The sequence below is a fragment of the Nostoc sp. TCL26-01 genome, assembly GCF_013393945.1.
Taxonomy (GTDB): Bacteria; Cyanobacteriota; Cyanobacteriia; order Cyanobacteriales; family Nostocaceae; genus Trichormus.
The window spans coordinates 15053-36680 of the sequence record NZ_CP040301.1 but is presented as its reverse complement, the minus strand read 5'-3'; the positions used below and the strand labels follow the sequence as shown (position 1 = coordinate 36680).

The following is a 21628-nucleotide window of genomic DNA, read 5'->3' as shown; positions in this document are numbered from 1 at the left end:
AAATTATTTGTAATTTGTGAGATGTTTACGAAGAACGTCAGAAAAGATTTTTAGTTTTGGCGATCGCTTCATAAAATGGGCGATAAAGAGCTTGAACTATCTGCCTATCCCGTTGGGTAATCTGAAGATCATCCTCCTCAAAATAAGGTTGTAGCAAATCTCGGATGCCAATAAGGATACTTGTTGAAGGGGTATCCTCTTGTTCATTTATCTGTGCAACATTAAGCCCAAACTTGGCATCGCACCAAAAGAGTTCTGCATTACTACTGCCGCGAATAAGCCGACCTACTACCTGCCAAAGTGAAACAGCAATATCCCAATGCATAGCAGGTAAGTTTTTCTCATCAAGAGTTCTTAGCCTTACTGGTAGGTGTAGCAACCGCAACCATTGACGATAAGCTGTGTCTCGAAAATTATTACCTAAGTCTTCCAGATTTTCTTCCTCAAATGTTTTGTAATTTTCAATTGCCCAACGATTTATGGAGTGAATTGCATAGCTGAGGTCATCAGGACTTGGGTGTGGTAAAACCAAGAAGTAAGCTGCCCCAATTACTGCCATTCCTTTCTCATCAACAATATTGTGACCACGCTCTATCGCTTTTAGCGGGGCTATTAGAATTACCTTGTCAGGTTTATTGGCAAACTCAGATACTCGTCCTCTTTGCAATGTGTTATGACTTTCATTCTCTGAATCATCATCTAGCCATTCAGATTTATTATCATCTCTTGTTAAAGCTATAACTCGATTTCCCCACCCTAGACGAACTAAATGTTCGTGGACTATTTTTACTTGTTCATAGCTATTAACTACCAACAGTATTTTTCGTCCTTTAAGGTCTATTAGTTTCTGTTCTAAATATTCTTCCTCTACTAACTTCGTGACAATTTTCTCCAAGTTCTTCTGTTTTTTATCCCCTGTTCCTGATACAAAGATTGGTCGATTTTGCTCATCGTATAACGGTAAAAACTCAGAGGAGATTGAAAATCCCTTATTAGTATTTGGTGACAGGACTCCGGTTACTGGTACATCAACGTGGTATGCCGGAGATTTACCCGCCCAACTTGTTCCTGACATCAGCAATATATGCGGACTTGCTATGTTGTCACTGGCGAACAAATCATTGAAATGTAGAAGTGACCAACGACCAACACCCGTACAACGAAAAAACCGCAGACTTCCTAACTGTTCTTTATAAGATTTGTGATACTGGAATGCCAACTGATTTCCCATTGGCATCGCGGGAATTATTGCGTTGTAGTCTGCGGGTGGTGCTTGAAACCACATTGAATCTTCTGCTTCTAGTTTGAGGGTATCTTGTACTTGCCTCCAGTGACGCATCATAAAGTAAAGTTTGTTTTGTAGAACGCAGACTAATAATGCAAACTCTAATTTAACGGCAATTTCTTGAATCTTCTGTGGTTCTAAAGGAATAGTGGCTTGTTTCTTGACCCACTCAATAAGGGAATTTTTCTTACCAATGGCTTTATGAGTGAGGGTAAAAAGTAAATCCTTGTCATTGTCTAGATTATTTATATAAGGTTCAAATATATCCTTCATTAAATTCTCGGCATTTTCTGTTCCGGCTAAATCAATAGCAACTTCTCGCAATAGCAACCAATCTGTAAAATATTTTTTACTATTTTGCCATTGAGATAATTCAGGATAGTCCCCTCCTAACATCCAATAAATTTGGTCTGTGACTCGTTTAGCTTGTTGAGAAGCATCCCACCAATCGCTGACGATTTTTTTGCTAAGTGGTTGAGAATTTTGACGTACCAATTCAGCTTCAACCTTTTGCAAAACTTCATCTAACCAAGCATCTCTTGTTGGTCGGCGTAATGTTTGCTCTGGGCTAAATGCCTTATCTAGATAAGCTTGATATTGGTCTACTTCATCCACAATTACTAAGTCACTACGCCTCCAGACCAACTCAGTATAAAGTAAGCTTTCTTGATTTATCTGCTGTGGCAACCTACTATAAATTAGACTTCCCGGTGTAGCAATCCAGATGGAACCTTTTACTAAATCTCGTTCCTTTTGATGGTAAGAGCATACGCTGTAAGCAGGACAAGCCATTTTCACTTTTCGTGACTCTGACTGTTTATCATCTGCCTCATTATTTTCTAGGTCTGTTGATTCTGATTTTTTAATAAGTTGTAGAGAGAGACAAGGTTGTTTGCCTATTTCAAACGGTTTTGACATTTCAGGGTTAACCAGACCGCTCAACAAGCAATTATTACTTATCCATTTAAAGCCGGGATGTGCTTGATTGAATGGTTCTTCAGGATGGTTATTATAAACAGCTTGATGTAATCGATTAATATGACTCTTTCTGTTTGAATTTCCTAAAATGGGGGCAACATCGGTTACTCCTACATCAGCAAAAGTCTTAGCCAATTCAAAAATTTGAAGGATATCTCCTACGATTAACGTGATGTGTAATCTTTTTCTTGCTGCCCAAACTGCCAGGACTTTCATTAAGTTGGATTTGCCTGATGATACCATCCCTACTAGATGCATCATCTTGTTGATGGTTAGAGCTTCAACTTGGACTAAACAATCATTATCATTAAAAACCTGTAATTTGACATTCTTTATCCATGTTTTCCAGTGGGATTTTAGCCCCCGCTTACTACATTGTCTATCCATCCATGCTGCGGTATCTTCTAGCTCTATCCAAGTTATACAAAGTGGCTCTCGTAGGGATTTACCACTTAAATTGTGTCCGTTTGGCGGAGACTTTACAAGAGCAGAAGGGATTGTAATTGTTTCTATGATTCCATTTACTTCACACTTATATGTCTGGTCAGCTTCTGCCCATTTTATTTCGCGTCTTTTATATAATGGGATAGGATTTTTTAATGTTTTGGCATATACGTCAAATCTAAAATTGGCAATTGTTATATTGCTATTGATTTTAAACTCTTTTAAAGATTCAGATACTTCATAGCCCCGCTGGTCTGTGGCCAAATTACGATAATTATTCAGTGCTTCTGACCATACATAAGGTCTTCTATACTCTGTTAATAGATAACGCCCAGAGGCATACATTTTATGTTGCAACTGACTCCAGCTTTTGGATTCTGGAATAGAGAAAGGATAACCAGTCAGCAATACCCATAGACTACTTGCGGGAGCATTAGGAACTAAAGAACTTAATAAGTACAGTCCTAACTCTACATCACATAAATTCTCGTCTAATCCTTCTTTGATTAGTCGAGTCCGCCATTCTTTTGTATTTCTCATAATTGACAAATTTTTAATTTTTTCTCAACTGCTTTTATAAAAGTCCCTTCAAACATTGCCTGAGACTTTTTTAATTTAACTGGACAGTGATTTATAAACTCTTGAATATACTCGTCTCCATACTCTCTAATTTCATCAGCAAATACAAAAAATGCTTCGTGGTATGGCTGATGGGGAAGTCTAGGAATAGGCTCGTTAACCTTCTTAGCTAAGTTATATGCAGATTCCCAAAACTTTACGTCAACTGCCCAGACTGTTTTATCAGGAAAGACAATATGCAGGTCGTATTTATCAAAATCTGGATAGAGAGTTACTTCTAATCCTAACTCCCTCATACGTTTTTCTATTCTTAGTTCTGCATACCCTGGTCGATGAATAAAATATCGCAGCCCTTTTTTCAGCCATAAAACTTGGTCATCTTTATCACATTCAAAAGGAACTGGAGCTTTTTTTTGTTTAGCACAGTGTTTGTTTTCACACTTTAATTGATTGTCCACAGTCCGATGCATTAACCCGCTACAGTGACCACAGCAATAAAACTTCCCCTGTTTTTTGTAAGAAGCTGGAGCTTCTTCATAACTATCTTCTAAGACCTTTTGTAATGGCTTGAGTTGCAGAACTGCTTTTACATCTCGCTCTCCTTTTGTGATCACAGGGTTGCTAACAAGTAAACGGCGAAACTCTATATATAAGTTTGGGTCTTGTGCAGATTTTCTAAAAACTTCTTCCATCACCTCTTTTTGAATTCGCTCGGCTTCGTTAATATATGACCCATCTAACTCAATACAAAAACCACTAGGCTTTTGGTCTTCAACAAATTGAACATCTTTCCACTCTTCTGGACAGTTAATTTCAATAGTCCAATCTCTAATAGGATGTTCCGCCCAGTTACTGAGGAAATCTGGAACCCCTTGAGGTTGGGTTTTACTTTGCATTACACAATTAGCTTGTAATTTTTCTACTCCCAGTTGCAAAACTGCTGGGTAAGGGAAAAGTTTTAGCTTTTGCATTTGTTGTGCATACTGAACTATTCCCTTAGCTATCTGACGCAGGGTTGGTTCATCTGTTGTCTTGACATTTTTTGAGCTTGCCTTTGGCTTTGTATCAGGTTTATCGCCTGGCACGTAGGAGTTAATGTCAAATCTTCTCTGCCCAGATGGGGTTCGGATTGCCTTAATTTTGCCCGCAGCTTCCCATCGTCTCAAGGAGTCTACGCTTACTCCCAGTCGTCGTGCTGCCTCTTTTGGGCTGACATACTCTGAAATTGGTTTTTCCTCAATTCTTGTTTTTCACTATAGCATTATTTAGCTTTACCTATGCAAGCCTATGCAAGCAAATATGATAATATCCAGAAGTGGGGTTGGATAACTTATATATAAAGGCTTCTGGTTCTTCAAAAAAACCTTGATGCACTCCTTATCCTTCTGAAGCGCGCTGCGTAAGTCCTATCTCTTAAATATTCGCGATCGCACCCTCAGCTTGCCGCATTGAATACAGTCTGTTATCTTTGACTGGTACAAATTTACTAAATAATCTATATGCCCCAAAATCGCCGTACTAGCGCAGAAATGGCTTCTTTAGCTTCTGTTATCCTTAACGATCCACGTTCTAGTGCTACATCAAAGCAGCTTGCTGCATCTGTTTTGTCTCAGGCAGCACCTTCAGACCCTAGAGGTTATGGTCAACGCAGAACTAGCGCAGAAATGGCAAGTCTTGCTAGTAAGGTTCTTGCCAGTCACTTCTCTACTGACATTGACAAAGAGTTGGCAGGTTCTGTCCTCTCTCAAAGGGCATATTAATTCAATTCCGCCTTCACTTGCGATCGCTCCATAGCGATTTAAAGGCTACTTGGATGCTCAAGCCAGGAAGTAATCTGATTTCAGACAAAAAGTAGCCTTTTGTCCGTTTGTAAGAAAACTGAATATTCAGAAAAATTACTTTATCTTATTGACAAAATATTCTATATCTTCCAAAGCTTTTTCATAGTTTCCACTGGGAAGATTTACTTCTGTTCCATCTGGCATTTTATATTTAGACTGGTTTGGAAGACTAAACATAGGTATTCCAAGAGATGATGACACTTTACCTGAAGTATGAAAGTCTTTTATGTTTGAAACATAAAAATTTTCCCATTCAGTCATAGAGGTGGGTTCTTTTTGACAAGGTGCAAATAATTTTGGAAATTTTCTAAATTGATCGTAACAAAATTCAATTAACTCTGTCCTAATAGAATCAAATGCTGTTGCCACTCCATCTTTAATTGTATAGTTATTAAAAACAAACTCGTAAATTTTTGGCAACTCTAGGTTAAAGCTATCTATTTGCTTATTAAAAGTAATTATATCATCAGCATACTGCTTTAAAGCAGCAGATTGATATTGTCCATAGAGTAGCATAAAAAGACTTTTTATTCCTTCAAGTGAGCTAAAATCTGCCATCATGGGAATGACAATCTTATCTGAGGAAACTAAAGCCATCTGTGTATATATAGAAAAGCTAGGATTACAATCAATAAAAACAACTATATTATTGTATTTCTCACTATTAAATTCATATTCACATAACCTTCTTATTGCTGTCATATATTCTGACCATGCTCTTATATTTGCGGGATTAATTACAGCATAGTTTAAAGCCAATGAAAGTGATTCTAAAAATGAATCTCCAGCTATTAGATATAGATTAGATGATATTTTTTTATTAAAAGGATGAACACCAACTTGATATGAAGTATTAAGTCTTCGGAAATTTGAATTTCCCTTGAGAAGCCAATCCATAAACCCAACTATATTTTTTCTAGTTGATGATGATTGCAACCTTTGATTTATTTGATATCCGACTCTCCCTCCTCCTAACAAAAATTGAGAGATATTAGCTTGAGGACACATATCAATAACTAACACTTGGGTATTTGGATTATTTTTGGCATAAAGCGTTGCAGCGTTAAAACAAAGTGTTGTTTTACCTACACCGCCTTTATTGTTGTAAAAGGCATAAATATCAATGGTCATAATCTATTAACTCAGTAAAAATTAAGTTAATATTATTACAATATTTTTATTATGACCACATATATTCATCCACGATATTTCTGTAACTGTAGAAGGTAATATAATATACAGCAAAAAAACCAAACCACTAACTTAAATCACCGCTAGTTCTAAACTTTTTATACAACTTCCATAATTGTAGGCAAAATGTATGATTCAACAGGATAGTTAGTGATGAACAGCTCCTTGCCTTTGTCTGCCTTCTGCTGTTTGTAGTTGTTCATCCCGTATTGCAACTCCCATTCATAAATGTAGGCAAAGGCAAAGTTACGCCGCACTTGTTCACAATTATCGTAAGTGATCAACCATTTATGTGAACATTCCGCCATCAGCTTGGCAAAGCGAGAATGGTCAAAACAGGTATGCAGATCACCTTTCTTACCATAAAGCTTAGATTGAGTCTTGCTGAGATAAGGTGGATCTAGAAAGATAAATACATCATCCCCTGGTTCAGTAAGTAGGGTGCTGTAATCTAAGTTAGTCACACGGGTATTAATAAAACAACCATCCAAGGCTGCTAACCGCTCAATCGAAGAGTCTGTAAACCGACTTTTGAAAGAAGCACTACTATAACCGCCACTCTCAATCGTTCCCGAAAAGGTAATCCGGTTAAGAACAAAGAACCGCACAGCCCGCTCAAGTGGACTCATGGTACTTGTATCTGCGGCGGCGAGAGATTTAAACAAGGCACGTCCATCTGTTGTCTGTTTTTTTACTTTCCAGACAGACTCAACTAACTCTGGTAGATTAGTTTTGACCATGAGCCAGAAGTAATACAGTTCTGGGTTGAGATCATTAACCCAGCAAGGCATATAGTGATACTTCTGTGAAACATGAAAAAATACAGAACCTCCGCCAACAAAAGGTTCGCGGAACTCCTTAAATTTAGGAGGTAGGTAGTGAGCAATTTGAGGAATTGCCTTTTGTTTACCACCGGGATAACGTAATGGACTTTTAAGCATAAGGAATTATCGTAGCAGTCAGCGGATTTTTTAGTGCTTTAGTATCAAATTTCAAACTAGGAGAGTTTTTTATTTGGCTGGATGCGGTATGTAAGCGCATAGAAATTTCCCATCCATTATCAAAAATCAAATTTACATACTGTCTGTTAACCGTTGCTATCACATTAGTAGGCATTTGGATTTGTGCAAACTGCTGAATAGTCAGGGTTTTGGCGTGGGTATCAACAATAATTTTGTAGTAATTCACATCACCAACAAGGTACTGAAATAACTTAGTGGCACAAATGGAAGCATGGCTATTGATAAATTGACTCACCAAATTACAGACAGGAGTATATAAATACTGTTCAATCAAAGCAGGAGGTAATTCTGCAAAAAGCTTTGCCTGCCCGATATATTGCATGAACTCTTGTGTAGTTGCTCGGTATTGTTGTCTAAACTGCTGCATCTGTGGGTCATTTTTAGCGTAACCGCAGTGAACTGGAGTTGTGCCAGGGCGTTGGTGTCTGAGTGCGGTATGGTTATGTTTGAGTGATAAGTTTACTGTCCATGCTTTTGAAGTGAGGCGAATGTCAGTCACATCATTCTTATTCTGATCCGGTAGTCGATCTATCGTGATTGATGGTTGCTGTGACAACTGAAACTGAGGATTGAGCCACTTTTGCAGCAGTGCATCAGCCGCACTTGTCAGTTCATTTAAGAGTAATGAATTTAAGTCTGTTAACTTGCTGGCATCTCTAAGTTGAGCATTGTTAGCTCTAACTGTTAGGTTTACTCCTGGATGCGTTCTAATTATTACTTCTGTTATTAGGTACTCTAATACACGACCATGCAGGTTTGAACGGGGTGTCATATTTGTGGAATATTATGTTTTTCCACAGAGTAACCGATGACCAGCCACAGCAGTCTGCCCCCCCAGACACTCCGCTTACCACCCGTTCTCCCCCACTTTCTTTAGGCGATTTACATTAATCTTCAAAATTGATTGGCTTACCGTTGAAGTGCTGGTAAATGCGCTCAGGATGAAACCAGTTTGGTAGCGTCCGTTCCTCGTCTTCTAAATTATTGCCGTTCTCATCTACAAGCCCATAACGGACAACTACCCTAGATAGTGGTGTTTCACCATTAGCCGAGAATTTCTCTAATAGAATTGTGCCTGATTTACGTGCTGCTGCTGTTCCATCTGGGAATGATTCATTAGTGGCATTGTGAGTAATTCCCAGTAAATATTCCTTAGCTTTGCGGGTGTCGGTGAGGGACATTTTGAAGAACTGAATAGCCGTGTCACCGCACAATGACTTTAAGTTGGTAAATTCATCCACAATCACCTGCTGCTTTTTAGTCGGTTTTTCTTTAATTCGTTGCAGCCACCTATCACAGCAATCTTCAAATGCTTGGCTTATTTCATCTTCTGATTCGGCTTTACTGGTAGCATCGAGAAGTTTCCACACATCGGCGTTGTCACCAGTGGCGTGACGGTCGATTAATTGATGAATTGGAGCATCAAGGCAGTATTTTCTGATTAATGCGATCGCTGTGGCTGTATAAGTCTTACCTGACCCTTGATTACCAATCAGCCACAATGGTTTGAGTGAATTGATGATTTTCCACAGATAACCATCTTCATGATTTTTCAGGGCATCTATGAGGGCATCTTTTAGCTGTTCACTGGGGGATTGGGTACAGGAAGAGTGGTCATCCTGGGGAGAGCTAGACAACTTACTGAGCTTTTTATTAGTTTCGGCAACGTGTAACTTATTATCTGCAATAACCTTGTCCATCTCTGACAACTGCAATTCATGGTTTTTCACGGCTACTTCACCCTGTAATTGACCGTTGATGTGGTCTAATTGCATCTCACCTGGAGACTTCATAGCCTCAATTGTTTCTGAAGTCTGACGGGCGATCGCTTGCTTGGTGATCTCACTTTGTTGAGCTTTAGAGAATGCTGTTAAGTCCAGATGGGATGAAGTGATTATGTCATTCTCCAGTGCTTTTACTTTGAGCAGGGCGAACTGGCTATGAATCGCTTTCTCTTGTTTATCGGTAAGTGATTTACTGGTAGCATAAGCAACGAGTAGGGCAATACTCCCACCAATCCCAAATAGGTAAGCTGTACTATCTTCTGGTGGCAAAACTCTCAGCACTCGAATATTAATATCAAATAGTTGATTACGGCGTTCATTATCAATAATGTTCGCAATTCCCCGCCGGACACTTGACCCTCTGCAATCACTGTTTACTCTACAGAATAAAACTTCGCTATGCTTAATGGAATCAGTAAATAATGGCACAGTTGCAGCTAGTCCACCAATTAATAATGCACCTACTAATAAAGTAGATGCCTTGCGCTCACGTCTAAGATTTTCGTTAAATTCTTCTATCTCTTGCATTGTGCTTTTACCCAAAGTAATAGATAAATGCCAGCAATTAAGTACAGCCAATATCCTTGGAGGAATAATCTGGTTTTTGTTATCAAACTGTCAACTGTGGCAAGGGTATTAGAGGTGATTAGCCAGTTCAGTAGTGTATCAATGTTGAAAACAAAGTCTATAAATCCAGTGGCTAAATAGTTGAGCGTGACAATCGTAGCTAAGGAACTGATTAAAATTCCCCAAATACTATTTATCCTGTACATTTGAACTACCCAGAGATTTAAAATAAATAACTACTGCCATAAACAACAAGGCAATTATTAGAGATACGCTCATACTTGGTAGTTGGAAACTTAAACCATCACTTGCTCTAATTTCTTTGTAAGTTTCAGCAATGGCATCATGGGTAAGTATTACTTCTTTAGTAATTCTGCTAGTCCCACTAAATGACACTGCACCACCAATCAACAGTTTGGCAATTCCTATTAATGGCTTATCGCCAAAGCGTATTCGCCAGTTTTCACTAGATGCTTCAAAGTTGAAACCATCTCCTATATGAATTAGTCCAGGTATTAAGGCTATGCAAGCACTGAATACCTGAATAATCACCAGTGTTACTCTCAGTTCAAACAGCAACCATGACAAGCTACATGACCCTATCTGACAAGCTAGAAAGAGTATACCGCTATCAATTCTTTTTCTCGCTGTGATATCTTCATACAATCGATTTTCGATGTGTTGTAAGTACCTCAAAGTATCTTCATTGGGGGAAGATTCTTGATTGTCTAGCAGTTCTTCTAGCTGGTCATCAGGGTACATAGGTGAAATTTGGGGAATGGAGAATGTAGATTGCAGATTGGAGATTGGGATTAAAAGCATTCAATCTACAATCTTCTTTCTGCAATCTGCACTCTTAGTCAATCGACAATCTGCAATCTGCAATCTGCAATCTGCAATCGTTTCTGGGGGAATTTTTTTATTTTTTAGAAGCCTAAAGCTGTACGCAATTGCAGTATTTTGGCTTTCAATCCTGATGTCTGGTAGTTTTTCTCAGGGATGAGGTCATAACGAGCGCGTTCTCCTTTATTCAATCCCTCGTTTAATTCCCTCATTTCGTGAGCTTCATCTGCTGCTATTTGCTTAATTTCTGGTCTATGGGATTGTTCAAGTAATGAGGTTTGTTGGTCTATACCTGCTAGATGAGCATCAAGATAGCCTTTGATTTGGGTGTAGTTCATCTGGTATTGATGACGCTGGTTTTCACCCGTTTTAGATGCGACAAATTCAGCCGCTAGTTCACTTCGTTGGTGTCCATATTTGGAGTTGGCTAAAGTGGCTTGCATGACAGATTTATCAATGGCGATCGCCGACTTGCCAGCTTGAACTAAAATATCCGCAGTGGCTTTGTTGTATGCTTCTGAGCCGTTAATAATCTCGATATAGGCTTGTGCAAGTCTGGGAGCTAATTCGGTGCTTAGTCTACCAAGTCTTGCTAGTTCTCCAATTTTTTGGGCAGATGTTACATCTCCCGCCAAAGCTTTGTCAAAGTCTGCTAAATCAACACTGAATTTTGTTTTGAGTACAGAACCAATTCGCCGAGCTTTTGGTGCAACGTGGTTTTTTAATGTCGCTTTGGTGGTATTGGTTGAGTCAGTTAGTTTTTTAGTCATGATTTTTGGTTGTTAGTTATGGATATGTGCTTAACTGGTGAATCCTTCTAGTGCAAAAATGTTCAGAGGTTCACCATGTAAATTCAACAATTCTGACCGCAATTCGATTAATGCTTGCTGTGCATCCCCCAAAGTTACATCTGGTTGATAATTTAAGGTTTTGAACTGGGGATGATTCCTGATTTCTTGAATTGTTTCAAGAGACTGATTGACTAATTCTTGTATTGTTCTTGTAGCCATGCTTGTGCCTCGATTTTGAAATTATTTAAGCTGCCATAGTTTCTGATAATTCCTCGCTCTATTTCGTCATTGGATAAAGTTTCGATATCATCAAGACACTGGATATCTTCAAAATGCCCTATGCACTCTATGAGCCATTCCCTAGCTGCTTTTAAGGTTTGTTCATCCATGCGGGAATCTCTAAATAAATATTAGGGTCGTGAAATTCTCGATACTCTAGCTGTTGGACTCGATGCCTGTTTAGTCGGTAATTATCAAAGGCTACAAGAGCCAGTAATAAGGATGAAATCAACAAAATGGTGTAGCCTAATTTCTGAGGATTAAAGGCAATTATCAAGCGTCTATCAGCCTGTTTTACTAGGTGGGAGTGCAAAGGCTTTGAGTGCTGTTGTGACTTGGCTTTTAAACTTATGTGAGCCTCTTTTGATGTCGTTGTTTATCTCCCGTAGTCCATCATTCAATAGTTGGGAGTTTTCATTATCCAATCGCGTTACAGTCTCCCTAACACCTTGTACCATGTTGGTTATCTTTTGCTTTGTAGCCTGCGCTTTATGTTGTACAAATGCTGTAATTGCTGACTCTATTTCTGCTATCTCATAATCAGAATTAACACTGGCATAATCAAAGTTTTCAGCAATCGCTGTGACTTCCTCTATTGATAAAGTAATCCCCATATCATTTGCAGTGCTGGCGACTAATTCTGATTTCTCTTGTAGTGCAATGGCTGTTTCCTCTAGTTCCTCATTTCCCTTTGTATGAAATTGGGTTAATGTTTCCCGTTGTATCTGTGCAGGTGCGTCAAGGTTTCCATTTTCATCGCTTACGCACATAGATGTTTCTGATTCCTCAGTGTTAGTGTCATATTCTGTAGTTTGTAACTGATTGACATCATTTACATTGCTATCTACTGTTGCTAATTCTTCACCAGTGGGTACTGTTTCTGGTTCTTCTGATTGGGGGATTAATGCGATTACCTCTGGTTCTTCCTCAGTGGTAGCAGTGGTGTCTATTTCCAGTTCTTCACTAATAACACTTAACTTAGTGGCGTTATTAGTGAAGTGTTCAACAATAGCTGATATCTCCTCATCTGTTGGCTTATTTGTGTCTTTAACCAATTCTTTGTAAATTGGTCTAATTTCACCCAATGAAACTTTTACCCCTTGTCTAGATAGTCTTGATTGAATGCGTTTAGCAATTGTAGTAATCATGTGTTTTTTCCCAAATTAGCTAACTTTAGCGAGTGAGTTGTTTTGTGTTTTTGACTTGTAAATTAGTGCAAGCGCACAAATGGGAATGAGAACTGTTTTGTTATAAAAAGCTTTACTTTTAAAACCGCCACAGCTTTTAAACCATCTGGATATCGTTGATTGATTTGGATGAATGTTTAGCTGCTCCAGAAGTTTTATAAACTGTGATCCAGTTATGCCTTCACCAATACTTGGTTCTAACTGCTTGGTAATTTGACGCTTTACTTTGTGGTATTGGCTAAAGTACCTGGGTGATGTTTTTTTCAGTGCAATAAACAGTTCAAATCCTGATTTATTTAGTGGTAATTCACAGGTTATCATTGCCTGTTTTACTCTCCACCAGTGAACATCATTGACCCTTTCACCCTTCAATGTTTCGTAAATTATTCGTGGTTCTTCCATAGAGCATTCAATGCAATATGCGTAAGTTGTAATTTGCATAAATGCAGTGGATGTAATACACATCCTGCGTATTTGAATTACGCATCTCGCGTATTTGAATTACACATTCTGCATTTGGGGAGTGCAATTAAATGCAGGGTAAGCAAATATGCGGTATCTGTATTGCAACTTTAAAGGTGTTTACGACTTCCATTGCTTGCTGTTAGGTTGTTGTGGTTATGCGGACGAATTGCATAACTCTCTGCTGGCACACTGCTATCGGCTTGAAAAATTAGCTTTTCTACTGCTGCGGATAATGCTTGGGTTGGCACGTCTTGAGGCAGTCCAAACATTTTGCACAATTCTTCCACTGCTAAGTAGGAAATGGTGATGCGCCGAGAGTCATATTTCATGGGTTTACACTTTTACACAAATTTCAGTTAATAGCTTTTATCGGACGGCATTGATGAATTAGGGACGATTTCAAACTGTGAAACGATGGTTTCGTGGTGGCGAATGTTGCGGTTGCGGACTACTGAGTATGCTGCTGGCATCATGATGGAAAAATCACCATAAACTGCCTTGCCATAACCAGCACCGGGGTCTTTACCTGCAATCAGGGCATCTAGCCCAGAATTGGCAAGCAAGTTGGCTTGAACGAGCCAATTTTTGGGTGTATGTGGTTGTCATGGTTCTGATGGTTAGTAAAAGTCTTAATTTCTCTGGCTTTGGAGAATTTAAAGGCTAAATCGCCTTAAATCCACACATCCAGTTGGTGGCAAGCCATAGCATCACTTTCTGGCTTCTATTGCCTTTGTTGGGTGACTGTTTTTGGCTGTTAGCAATATTATAGCTCGAATACTCTAATACTCTAATACTCGAAAATGATATTTACTTATCCTTTGGCGATAATTGAAAAAATTAATTAATGAGTATTTGAGCTATGGAGGACAAGAAAAAACCAGGAAGACCATCAACCAATAAAGATGACTCTATTTTTGTCCGTGCAAGAGTGCCACGAGAAATTCACAAAGCCTTTAAGCTTGCTTGTACGGAGGATGATTTAGTTATGGAAGATGTAATCAAGGATTTGATTAAAGAATGGCTTACAAAAAGAGGCAAGAAAAATTCCGCTTAGATTTTCGAGTTTTAGAGCTATATAATAAATGAGAATCCTGTTATTTCTCCCATTTTTGGGGGTGAGGAGCAGTGACATGAATCAAGACAACATATAGAACCTCAATTTCTTGAAAAACTATCAACTTTTATTAAGTAATTTCAAGTAAAAAATCAGGTCTTGTTAGATATAAGACTGACAGAAGTTCTGTAAGATCAAGCAATAATGTAAATGAAGCTTGTAATGGAGGTAAATATACAACAGCACTAAAAATTAAAAAGACAAAGTGCTACTACTAGTAAACACTTTGCCGGATAGTGAAAATTAAAGATTTCAATATCTGAGAGCGGGGTTTATCTCTCAAAGACCAAATAAGTGGCCGAGTTGCAAGCTTAAACCACTGATTGGCAACAGAGATTGTTCCGCGCTGCTTTCTCATATTATATGAGTTGCTGTGGCAATTTATAAAGTTCTGCTGGAAAATTTTCAGAAGAAAAGTCATTAAATTGTTATTTCACTGGCCAAACAACGGCAAACGCAAGTACAACAGCAAAAATCGTAGATATTACAGATTAGCAGCGCGATAACCCCCTCCAATACGAAAAAACAAGTATTCAGGGGAAAAATCTGTGATTATCAACAACAATGCGCTTCAACCAATTGAACTTAAAGGTCAGTATGAGATAGCATCTCACCCAACTAAAGACAAGCCAGTAGAAGTTACCAAAACTAACCCATGCCCTCACTGCGGAAAAACAGACTGGTGCTACTCCATCGGTGAACTAACAGTCTGCAACCGAGATGCTGAACCCGCTACCGGCTGGGAAAGAACAACTAAAACCGACCGCAACGGCAAACCATACTACGCACCAGCCACAGCCAAAAAATCACCACGTCCTCAAGGTAGGGAAGAGTACATTTACACCGACACAGCCGGTAATCCCTTAATCAAAGTAGTCGTCATTCGGCCTGGGAAGGTCAAAGATAAGGATGTCTTTCAGGAATATTGGAACGGAACACGTTGGGTCAAAGCTAAGGATTTTCCCGCCGAATTAAAACGCTCCCACCAACAACAAATCACCATCTATCGATACGCCGAAGTAAAGACAGAGATCGCCTCTGGTAAACCGATATTTGTAGTTGAGGGTGAACGCCTAGCAGATAGCCTCTGGACAAAAGGCATAGCAGCCACCACCAACATCGGCGGTGCTGGCAAGTATCGCTCCTACGGCAACTACCAAAGTGCTTTAGAAGGTGCTAACCTAGTTCTCTGTCCCGACCGTGATGAACCAGGGCTAAAGCACATGGAAGATATTAACAAAGACTTCCCAGATGCCAAGTGGTTGTATGCCCCACCCAGTGATTTTTACTGGACACACCTACCCAAACATGGGGGATTAGATATTCAAGATTGGATTGACTCAGGAGCGACAACCGAAGACATCCTACAAGCCATCGAGGATAGACGGGTCGTTGTTAATGCCCTCAACGAAACTCTGGAATTAGAAGCCGAGCGGGATAGACCAGCCCAAAGTAAGTACAAGCAAAAATTGAATGCCATTCGTGCTGTGTGGGGAGATCGCCTGCGCTGGAATACCCTCAAAAAACAAGTAGAACTCGACGGTAAACGATTACCACTTGACCGCATTGATTTACAAGTGGCAATTGATATTGACATTGACATCAGTAAAGAACAAGCCAAAGGCATTGTTTTACAACTGGCTCAAGCCCACTCTTACAACCCAGTAGTGGAGTATTTAGATTCAGTAGTCCAGCTTTACCCTAACGTAGATGTGAGTTTCTTGGATAAGTTAGCCGAACGTTACTTCGGCACTAACGACCCCCTACACGCCGCCCTGATGAAACGGACTTTAATCGCCGCCGTCGCCAGGGCATTCGAGCCAGGATGTAAACACGATGAAATTACCATCCTCCAAGGTAAACAGAAATCCCTCAAATCCACATTCTGGGAAGTTTTAGCCGGGGAGGACTTTTTCACAGATGACCTCAACGGCACAGAGAAAGACGAGATTTTAAAAATTAGCCAGTATTGGATTTTAGAATATGCCGAGTTTGAGAACTCCTACAAGAAAAAGGATGTCTCTCAACTTAAGGCATTTCTGTCCAGAAAGAAAGACTCCATGCGTCGCCCCTACGGTACTGATATTGAAGATTTCCCCCGTCCATCCATCCTGGTGGGAACTACCAACCTAGATGAATTTCTCTACGACCCCACTGGGGAACGTCGCTTTTGGGTGATTAAGGTTTTATTTAAGAAAATACCCATCGACCTGCTTAAAAAAGAACGGGATTTAATTTGGGCTGCTGCCGTTGCTGCCTACCGCAATGGTGAACAATGGCGACTGACCGACACAGAAGATGAATGGTTAGACGCAGCTAATAAACAATACCAAAGCACCGACACTTGGGAAGAGGCGGTAATGGCTTGGGCTGAATTACGCAAGGAAGTATCTGTGGGAGAAATCCTCAGCGATGTTCTCAAGATTGAATTAGCCAAGCAGAGTAAAGCCGAACAGAACCGTGTCGCTGCTATTTTACGTTCTCACGGTTGGACAAGAGGAGATCGCAAACGGGTAAAGGGTCGGTTAATTCGTCCCTGGCTTCGACCCCAACAAGAGGTGGAACAAGAGGTGGAACGGGGGGTGGAACAGGAGGTGGAACAGCAAGAACTCCTTGCTACACCTGACTTAGAGCCAGAGTGTTCCACCTGTGACACCAATTCCCCCCAAACTTTTTCAAATTTTGATAGCAGTAATGAAACTGCCCAAGAAACACTGCTAGAAGTAACACCCCAAGAAATAGAACCGCTAGAAAAAAATGAAAAAAGTTTAGAGGGACAGGGGGTGGAACAACTTGTAGAAGAGCCGCAAACCCAGTCACCACAAGCAATAGAAGAGTGTTCCACCTCCCGTTCCACCCCTTGTTCCACCTCCCTAACTGTAGGTGGAACTTCGGATGTGATTGCCAATGTGGAACTGATTAGGGAGTGTATTGCGGATCAGTCCTGGGACATGATTGAGGAACTATTAAAAGTGTGGACGGATGAATTTAAATCTAGTGTTTGGAATGTGTTGACCACTGAGGAACGCAAGGCGGTTAAGCAACTTAAACCCAAAGCCTGATTTCTATACTGAGTGTGATCAATTGTTGAGAGAGTGACGATGCTCTGCCCCATCCCCAAGCTCACGCCTCGCCATAGTTCGTGTTCATCACCTACGGAAAGATGACCCCTTTTGACAGTAAACGGGTAGCCACCGAGATACCCGCAAAATGGGACACGATGTAAAGTTTTGTAAAGCTAATGGTCAAAAACCTTGATTTACCGTTGTTTCAGCCTCAACCATTACTTAACTATTCAAATGAAGACATTCCCTAAAAGAGTCATTAATGGGCAAGTTTGAGGGACAGAATAGCGTGAAGAGTTGATTTTAGCGTTCAAAAACTTGAATGTCTCAATACCATTTTTGGGCAAGTTAGTAAATTACTAAAGCACGTTCTGCAACATTTGTTTACATCGTGTCCCATTTTGCGGGTATCTCGGCGGCCACCCTAAACAGTAAACAGTAAACAGTGATCTATTTATCCCTGGCGAAACACCACACCAAGTGGTGTCAGGCGTTGGTGCATTCTCCACACCAAACCCGATGCCTTGATAACTGATAACTGATAACTGATAACTGATAACTGATTTACCGCCAATCATCATCCTCAACTTCATCAACCACAGTAGAAACACCAGAATAACAAACACCAATATCAATAGTGAGACTCAAAGAATGGTCAAGAGAACCAAAAGCACCCTCACCATAAGTCTGTTTGAGGAGTGCCACCAATTCCTCAACATCAGAGAACTCTTGAAACTCACCCAAATCACCGTAAGCAGCCACCAGATAAAAAGCCCGGAGAGCCTTTAAAATCATCTGCTTGCGTTGAGTCGAATTAAAACTGAGCAGATAGCGGAGTAAAACACCATCAGGGCTATCAGCAGCAGGACGATAGCGAAAGAAAAAATCAACAGATTCTGGCTCACTCATAAAAGTACGGTTAGTCGATAGGATTGTAGCCTTTTAGAAGTTTTCATTCTCATCTATTCCTAATAAGGTTTTTGGGAAATGAGTAAAAATCGGTGAAAAACGGGCGGATGAAAAAAAGTGAGCAAAAATCGCTAAAATCATTAACTGGTATAGATTTGAGAGAAAAAAGCAACACAACGGGTTTTGAAAGAAAAACAGAGTTGAAACAGTCGTTGTCAAAAAAATAGTAAAATTGTGGCAATGACAGTCAAAACATTGAAATAAATTGGCAAACCATGTCAAAAACTAGGTAAATTTTTGACAAGCCAAAAAAGCCTTATTGAAGGCATTTCTCAAAAAAGCTCACCCATGTCAAAAAATACCATAATTATGACACTCATTGTCAAAATCATAGAAAAAATTGACATACAATGCCAAAAAAGTAGAATATTTTGGCAAGAGTTGAGTGAGAAATTTCGAGTAGGGTGTTGTGAGACAATCTACTACAAAAGGCTCAAACATCAAGTAACATAGACTAGTGTACCCACTACACCTTTTTGCCCTACGGGTGGCTTGCGCCATCTCTCCCTGCGGTCGAGACAAAAAGGCTCGTGGGGTCTGCGACGGCGAGAAGTTTTTCACAACAAAAAGGGATAGCATGGCTTACGCTATAGCCCGAATAAAAAAATTAAAGCGGTCAAGTTTGGGAGGAAGTGAAGCGCACACCGCCAGACAAAGAGAAACCCCCAACGCTGACCGAAGCAAACACAATATCAGGTTCATTGGGAATCAAAATTCCGATGAGACATTAGATAGTCTGGTAATCCAAAAGATTGGGGAACAGAAACGGAAGATTCGCCCTGATGCAGTGTATGCCGTAGAGATTTTGTTAACAGCCTCACCAGAATACTTTCGCCCCGACTGCCCAACAAATGCAGGGTATTACGAAGCTGACAAAGTACAAGCATGGCTAACTGCATCCAAACAATGGTTAGAGGAAAATTATAGCGATCGCATTGTCCGGGCAGAACTGCACTTAGATGAAGCCACACCCCACATTCATGCTTACTTTGTCCCCTTAGATGACAATGGACAACTCAGAGCCAAACACTTCTTTGACGGTCGGCAGAAAATGAGGCAGTTCCAAGATTCCTACTCTGCCGCTACAGAACATCTAGGGTTAGAGCGTGGGATTAAGGGGAGTAAAGCCCAACACCAAGACATCAAAGACTTTTACAGCATTGTCAACGCCGGCATAGAACCAAACAGCAAACTCACCCAGTCGCAAATGCAAGCCAAAGCTGCCGACCGAGATAGAGCGCAAACCAGGAAACAGGAACTAGAACGCACAGCCAAAGCCAATTCACAAGAGAATGAACGATTACAACAGCGAATTCAAGAATTAGAAGCCTCTAAAAATCAGTGGTTACAGCAGGCTAGTTTACTGCGAGAGTTGGCATTAGAAGATGTGGCATGGCAGTTAGGATTAGACCGTGACCACAGCCAACCGAATAGATGGAAGGGTCACGGTCACATCATTAATATAGATAAGTCAAAATTTTACGACTTTGCCCCTGGTCATCAAAAAGGTGGCGGCGGTGCAATTGACTTAGTAATGCACGTCAACAACTGCGATTTCAAAAAAGCGATCTCCTGGTTACATGACCGATTTGGAGAATCGGGGGTAATGAGGGCAGCCATAGCCAAAACTCAGAAAGAAGTAATTGAGATTGCCCAACAACAACCAAGACCCCAATTTACACCCCCAGCAGCAGATGATAATCAATGGCTCTCAGTACAGAACTACTTAACTAAAAAAAGAGGACTGCCAAACAATTTACTGTCAGCCTTGAAAGAATCAGAATTACTGTATGCCGACGAGCGAAAAAATGTTGTGTTTGGGATGCGTACTCTAACTGGGGAAGTCATGGGTGCATTTGTGCGCGGTACAGTGGGAGAAGATAACACCTTCATGGGTTACGCCAAAGGTACAAAACGGTCTGATTGTTGGTTTTATCTTCGGCTGGGTGTCCAAGCCAGCGATGAAAGCGATGAAATTCAGAGAGTGATTTTGTGTAAATCTCCCATTGATACCCTGTCAGTGGCAGCACTGGAGATGGAGATACACAATGGAGAACCAAGTGAGAGAACCATGTATTTGGCAGTGGATAGCCCCCAGTCCTTACCGTTAGAGTTTCTCAGAACAATCAAGCGAATTGGGGTGACTTTTGATAATGATGAGTTGGGGAATGAAGCGGCTCGTGCTGTCAAGGAGTTGCTGCCACAGGCGAAAATCGTTATGCCTGACCAAAGGGATTGGAATCAGCAGCTTTTGGCGCTCTTGGAACGGGAGCAAGTTGAAACTAGACAGCGTTCTAGAGGTTTAAGACGTTGAGGTAATGTAGCGCCCCGACGAACTCTTGAGCGCTTCGCTCGAATAAGCGGTGGCTCTTACGGGCATGGAGATATTCATGAATCCAACTAGATCCACTCCCCCGCAAGAGCCACTCCGCTTCGCCGCTTATTCGTCAAGAGTTCTTAAACTTCGGAAGTGTGGAAATATACTCAAAAACTTTCCGTCAAAGATGGCGTACTGTGCGAGAGTTTTTAGGGCAGTTTTTCAGTAAACCTCTCTGGGAGATATTGGTTTTGATTTGGGATAACTTTGATTTTTTCGGGAAGTATTGGGAGTTATTGGTAGATTTTTAGCTTAATGATAATAGGGTCAATAAAGGGCATTGAAGATTTAAAAGTTCGGGAAATATCAGGAAGCGTTGGGAGTTATTAAAAATTTTTATGAGAGATTCTGATAACTGTTGGGAATTATTGGGTCAGATTGGGACATCAATAAATTCTCACTGCCAAAACTGATAGTGAGAGCTAAAACCAGAGATGATTTATTTCTGAAACCCTTGAAAAAGCGTTAACGAGTTTCTGTTAGTATGATTTCTCAATAAACACATCTAAAATTGTTTAGGGAACTCTTCAAGATGTCTATTGATAAAAAGGAACTGGTACGGCGCGTATCTAAACGCTTAAGCAAAAGTAGTGGCACAGTTGAAGAAATTATTGATGCCACTATAGAAGAAATATATGAATCTCTAAAACAGGGGGACAGCGTTTCTCTACGAAACTTTGGTACTTTCTATGTCAGGACAGGAAGAGAGTGTTGGGTTTTTAAGTTCAATCCCTCACAACGGTTACGTCATGCTTTCGGTTGGTCATCAACTCATAAGTCAAACGTATGATTTAAAGTAGATATTCCTGCCATGCAGCTAAGAGAGTGGTCAACTTCAACCCTGATA

Annotated in this window: 20 protein-coding genes; 5 read left to right on the top strand and 15 right to left on the bottom strand. The window is 40.3% G+C overall.

What is annotated here, in order from left to right; genetic code table 11:
* Positions 1 to 37: 37 nt before the first annotated feature.
* Positions 38 to 3247, bottom strand: a complete 3210-nt coding sequence (locus tag FD725_RS31470) for a hypothetical protein (protein WP_179052096.1) — start codon at positions 3245 to 3247, stop codon at positions 38 to 40.
* Positions 3244 to 4512 carry a MerR family DNA-binding transcriptional regulator gene (locus tag FD725_RS31465; protein ID WP_179052110.1) on the bottom strand — a complete coding sequence of 423 codons (1269 nt, stop codon included), beginning with the start codon at positions 4510 to 4512 and terminating at the stop codon, positions 3244 to 3246. Before FD725_RS31465 ends, FD725_RS31470 begins: the two co-directional genes overlap by 4 nt.
* Before the next feature lie 273 nt (positions 4513 to 4785).
* Between FD725_RS31465 and FD725_RS31460 the strand changes: the two genes are divergently transcribed.
* A complete protein-coding gene (locus FD725_RS31460; RefSeq protein WP_179052095.1) occupies positions 4786 to 5046 on the top strand; it encodes a hypothetical protein in 261 nt (86 codons plus the stop codon).
* A gap of 135 nt (positions 5047 to 5181) precedes the next feature.
* On the opposite strand, the gene FD725_RS31455 is transcribed toward FD725_RS31460, so the two are convergent.
* From FD725_RS31455 to FD725_RS31400, 12 genes are all read right to left on the bottom strand, one after another.
* Entirely contained in the window at positions 5182 to 6258 is a 1077-nt protein-coding gene (locus FD725_RS31455; RefSeq protein ID WP_179052094.1) for a ParA family protein, read from the bottom strand.
* Positions 6259 to 6416: 158 nt separating this feature from the next.
* The gene (locus FD725_RS31450; protein ID WP_179052093.1) at positions 6417 to 7259 is read right to left on the bottom strand and encodes a DNA adenine methylase; all 843 of its coding nucleotides are present in this window, start codon (positions 7257 to 7259) and stop codon (positions 6417 to 6419) included.
* Positions 7252 to 8112: a HaeIII family restriction endonuclease gene (locus FD725_RS31445; RefSeq protein WP_179052092.1), complete on the bottom strand. Its 861-nt coding sequence runs from the start codon at positions 8110 to 8112 to the stop codon at positions 7252 to 7254. Before FD725_RS31445 ends, FD725_RS31450 begins: the two co-directional genes overlap by 8 nt.
* A gap of 115 nt (positions 8113 to 8227) precedes the next feature.
* Entirely contained in the window at positions 8228 to 9652 is a 1425-nt protein-coding gene (locus FD725_RS31440) for a hypothetical protein (RefSeq protein WP_179052091.1), read from the bottom strand.
* A gap of 228 nt (positions 9653 to 9880) precedes the next feature.
* Entirely contained in the window at positions 9881 to 10453 is a 573-nt protein-coding gene (locus FD725_RS31435; protein ID WP_179052090.1) for a hypothetical protein, read from the bottom strand.
* Positions 10454 to 10617: 164 nt separating this feature from the next.
* Positions 10618 to 11304 (bottom strand): hypothetical protein, encoded by a 687-nt coding sequence (locus tag FD725_RS31430; RefSeq protein ID WP_179052089.1) that lies wholly within the window; start codon positions 11302 to 11304, stop codon positions 10618 to 10620.
* A gap of 30 nt (positions 11305 to 11334) precedes the next feature.
* Positions 11335 to 11544: a hypothetical protein gene (locus tag FD725_RS31425; RefSeq protein WP_179052088.1), complete on the bottom strand. Its 210-nt coding sequence runs from the start codon at positions 11542 to 11544 to the stop codon at positions 11335 to 11337.
* On the bottom strand, positions 11517 to 11714 hold the full coding sequence (locus tag FD725_RS31420) for a peptide ABC transporter substrate-binding protein (RefSeq protein WP_179052087.1): 198 nt from the start codon (positions 11712 to 11714) through the stop codon (positions 11517 to 11519). The genes FD725_RS31425 and FD725_RS31420 overlap by 28 nt, the downstream gene beginning before the upstream one ends.
* 174 nt (positions 11715 to 11888) lie before the next feature.
* A complete protein-coding gene (locus tag FD725_RS31415) occupies positions 11889 to 12752 on the bottom strand; it encodes a hypothetical protein (protein WP_179052086.1) in 864 nt (287 codons plus the stop codon).
* A gap of 15 nt (positions 12753 to 12767) precedes the next feature.
* Positions 12768 to 13193, bottom strand: a complete 426-nt coding sequence (locus FD725_RS31410) for a hypothetical protein (RefSeq protein WP_179052085.1) — start codon at positions 13191 to 13193, stop codon at positions 12768 to 12770.
* Positions 13194 to 13363: 170 nt separating this feature from the next.
* A complete protein-coding gene (locus FD725_RS31405) occupies positions 13364 to 13585 on the bottom strand; it encodes a hypothetical protein (RefSeq protein WP_179052077.1) in 222 nt (73 codons plus the stop codon).
* 27 nt (positions 13586 to 13612) lie between these two features.
* A complete protein-coding gene (locus FD725_RS31400) occupies positions 13613 to 13819 on the bottom strand; it encodes a hypothetical protein (RefSeq protein WP_179052076.1) in 207 nt (68 codons plus the stop codon).
* A gap of 296 nt (positions 13820 to 14115) precedes the next feature.
* On the opposite strand from FD725_RS31400, the gene FD725_RS31395 reads away from it, so the two are divergent.
* Together FD725_RS31395 and FD725_RS31390 are read left to right on the top strand one after the other, a co-directional pair.
* Complete coding sequence (locus tag FD725_RS31395; protein WP_179052084.1) at positions 14116 to 14310, top strand: plasmid partition protein ParG; 195 nt, start codon at positions 14116 to 14118, stop codon at positions 14308 to 14310.
* A 608-nt stretch (positions 14311 to 14918) separates the two neighbouring features.
* Positions 14919 to 17432, top strand: coding sequence for a VapE domain-containing protein (locus FD725_RS31390; protein ID WP_256872051.1), 2514 nt, complete (start codon positions 14919 to 14921; stop codon positions 17430 to 17432).
* Positions 17433 to 17999: 567 nt separating this feature from the next.
* Here FD725_RS31390 and FD725_RS31385 read toward each other — a convergent pair.
* The gene (locus FD725_RS31385) at positions 18000 to 18344 is read right to left on the bottom strand and encodes a hypothetical protein (protein WP_179052083.1); all 345 of its coding nucleotides are present in this window, start codon (positions 18342 to 18344) and stop codon (positions 18000 to 18002) included.
* 637 nt (positions 18345 to 18981) lie between these two features.
* Here FD725_RS31385 and mobV point away from each other — a divergent pair.
* Positions 18982 to 20718 carry a MobV family relaxase gene (gene mobV / locus FD725_RS31380; RefSeq protein ID WP_179052082.1) on the top strand — a complete coding sequence of 579 codons (1737 nt, stop codon included), beginning with the start codon at positions 18982 to 18984 and terminating at the stop codon, positions 20716 to 20718.
* A 595-nt stretch (positions 20719 to 21313) separates the two neighbouring features.
* The gene (locus FD725_RS31375; RefSeq protein ID WP_179052081.1) at positions 21314 to 21571 is read left to right on the top strand and encodes an HU family DNA-binding protein; all 258 of its coding nucleotides are present in this window, start codon (positions 21314 to 21316) and stop codon (positions 21569 to 21571) included.
* The last annotated feature ends 57 nt before the right edge of the window (positions 21572 to 21628 follow it).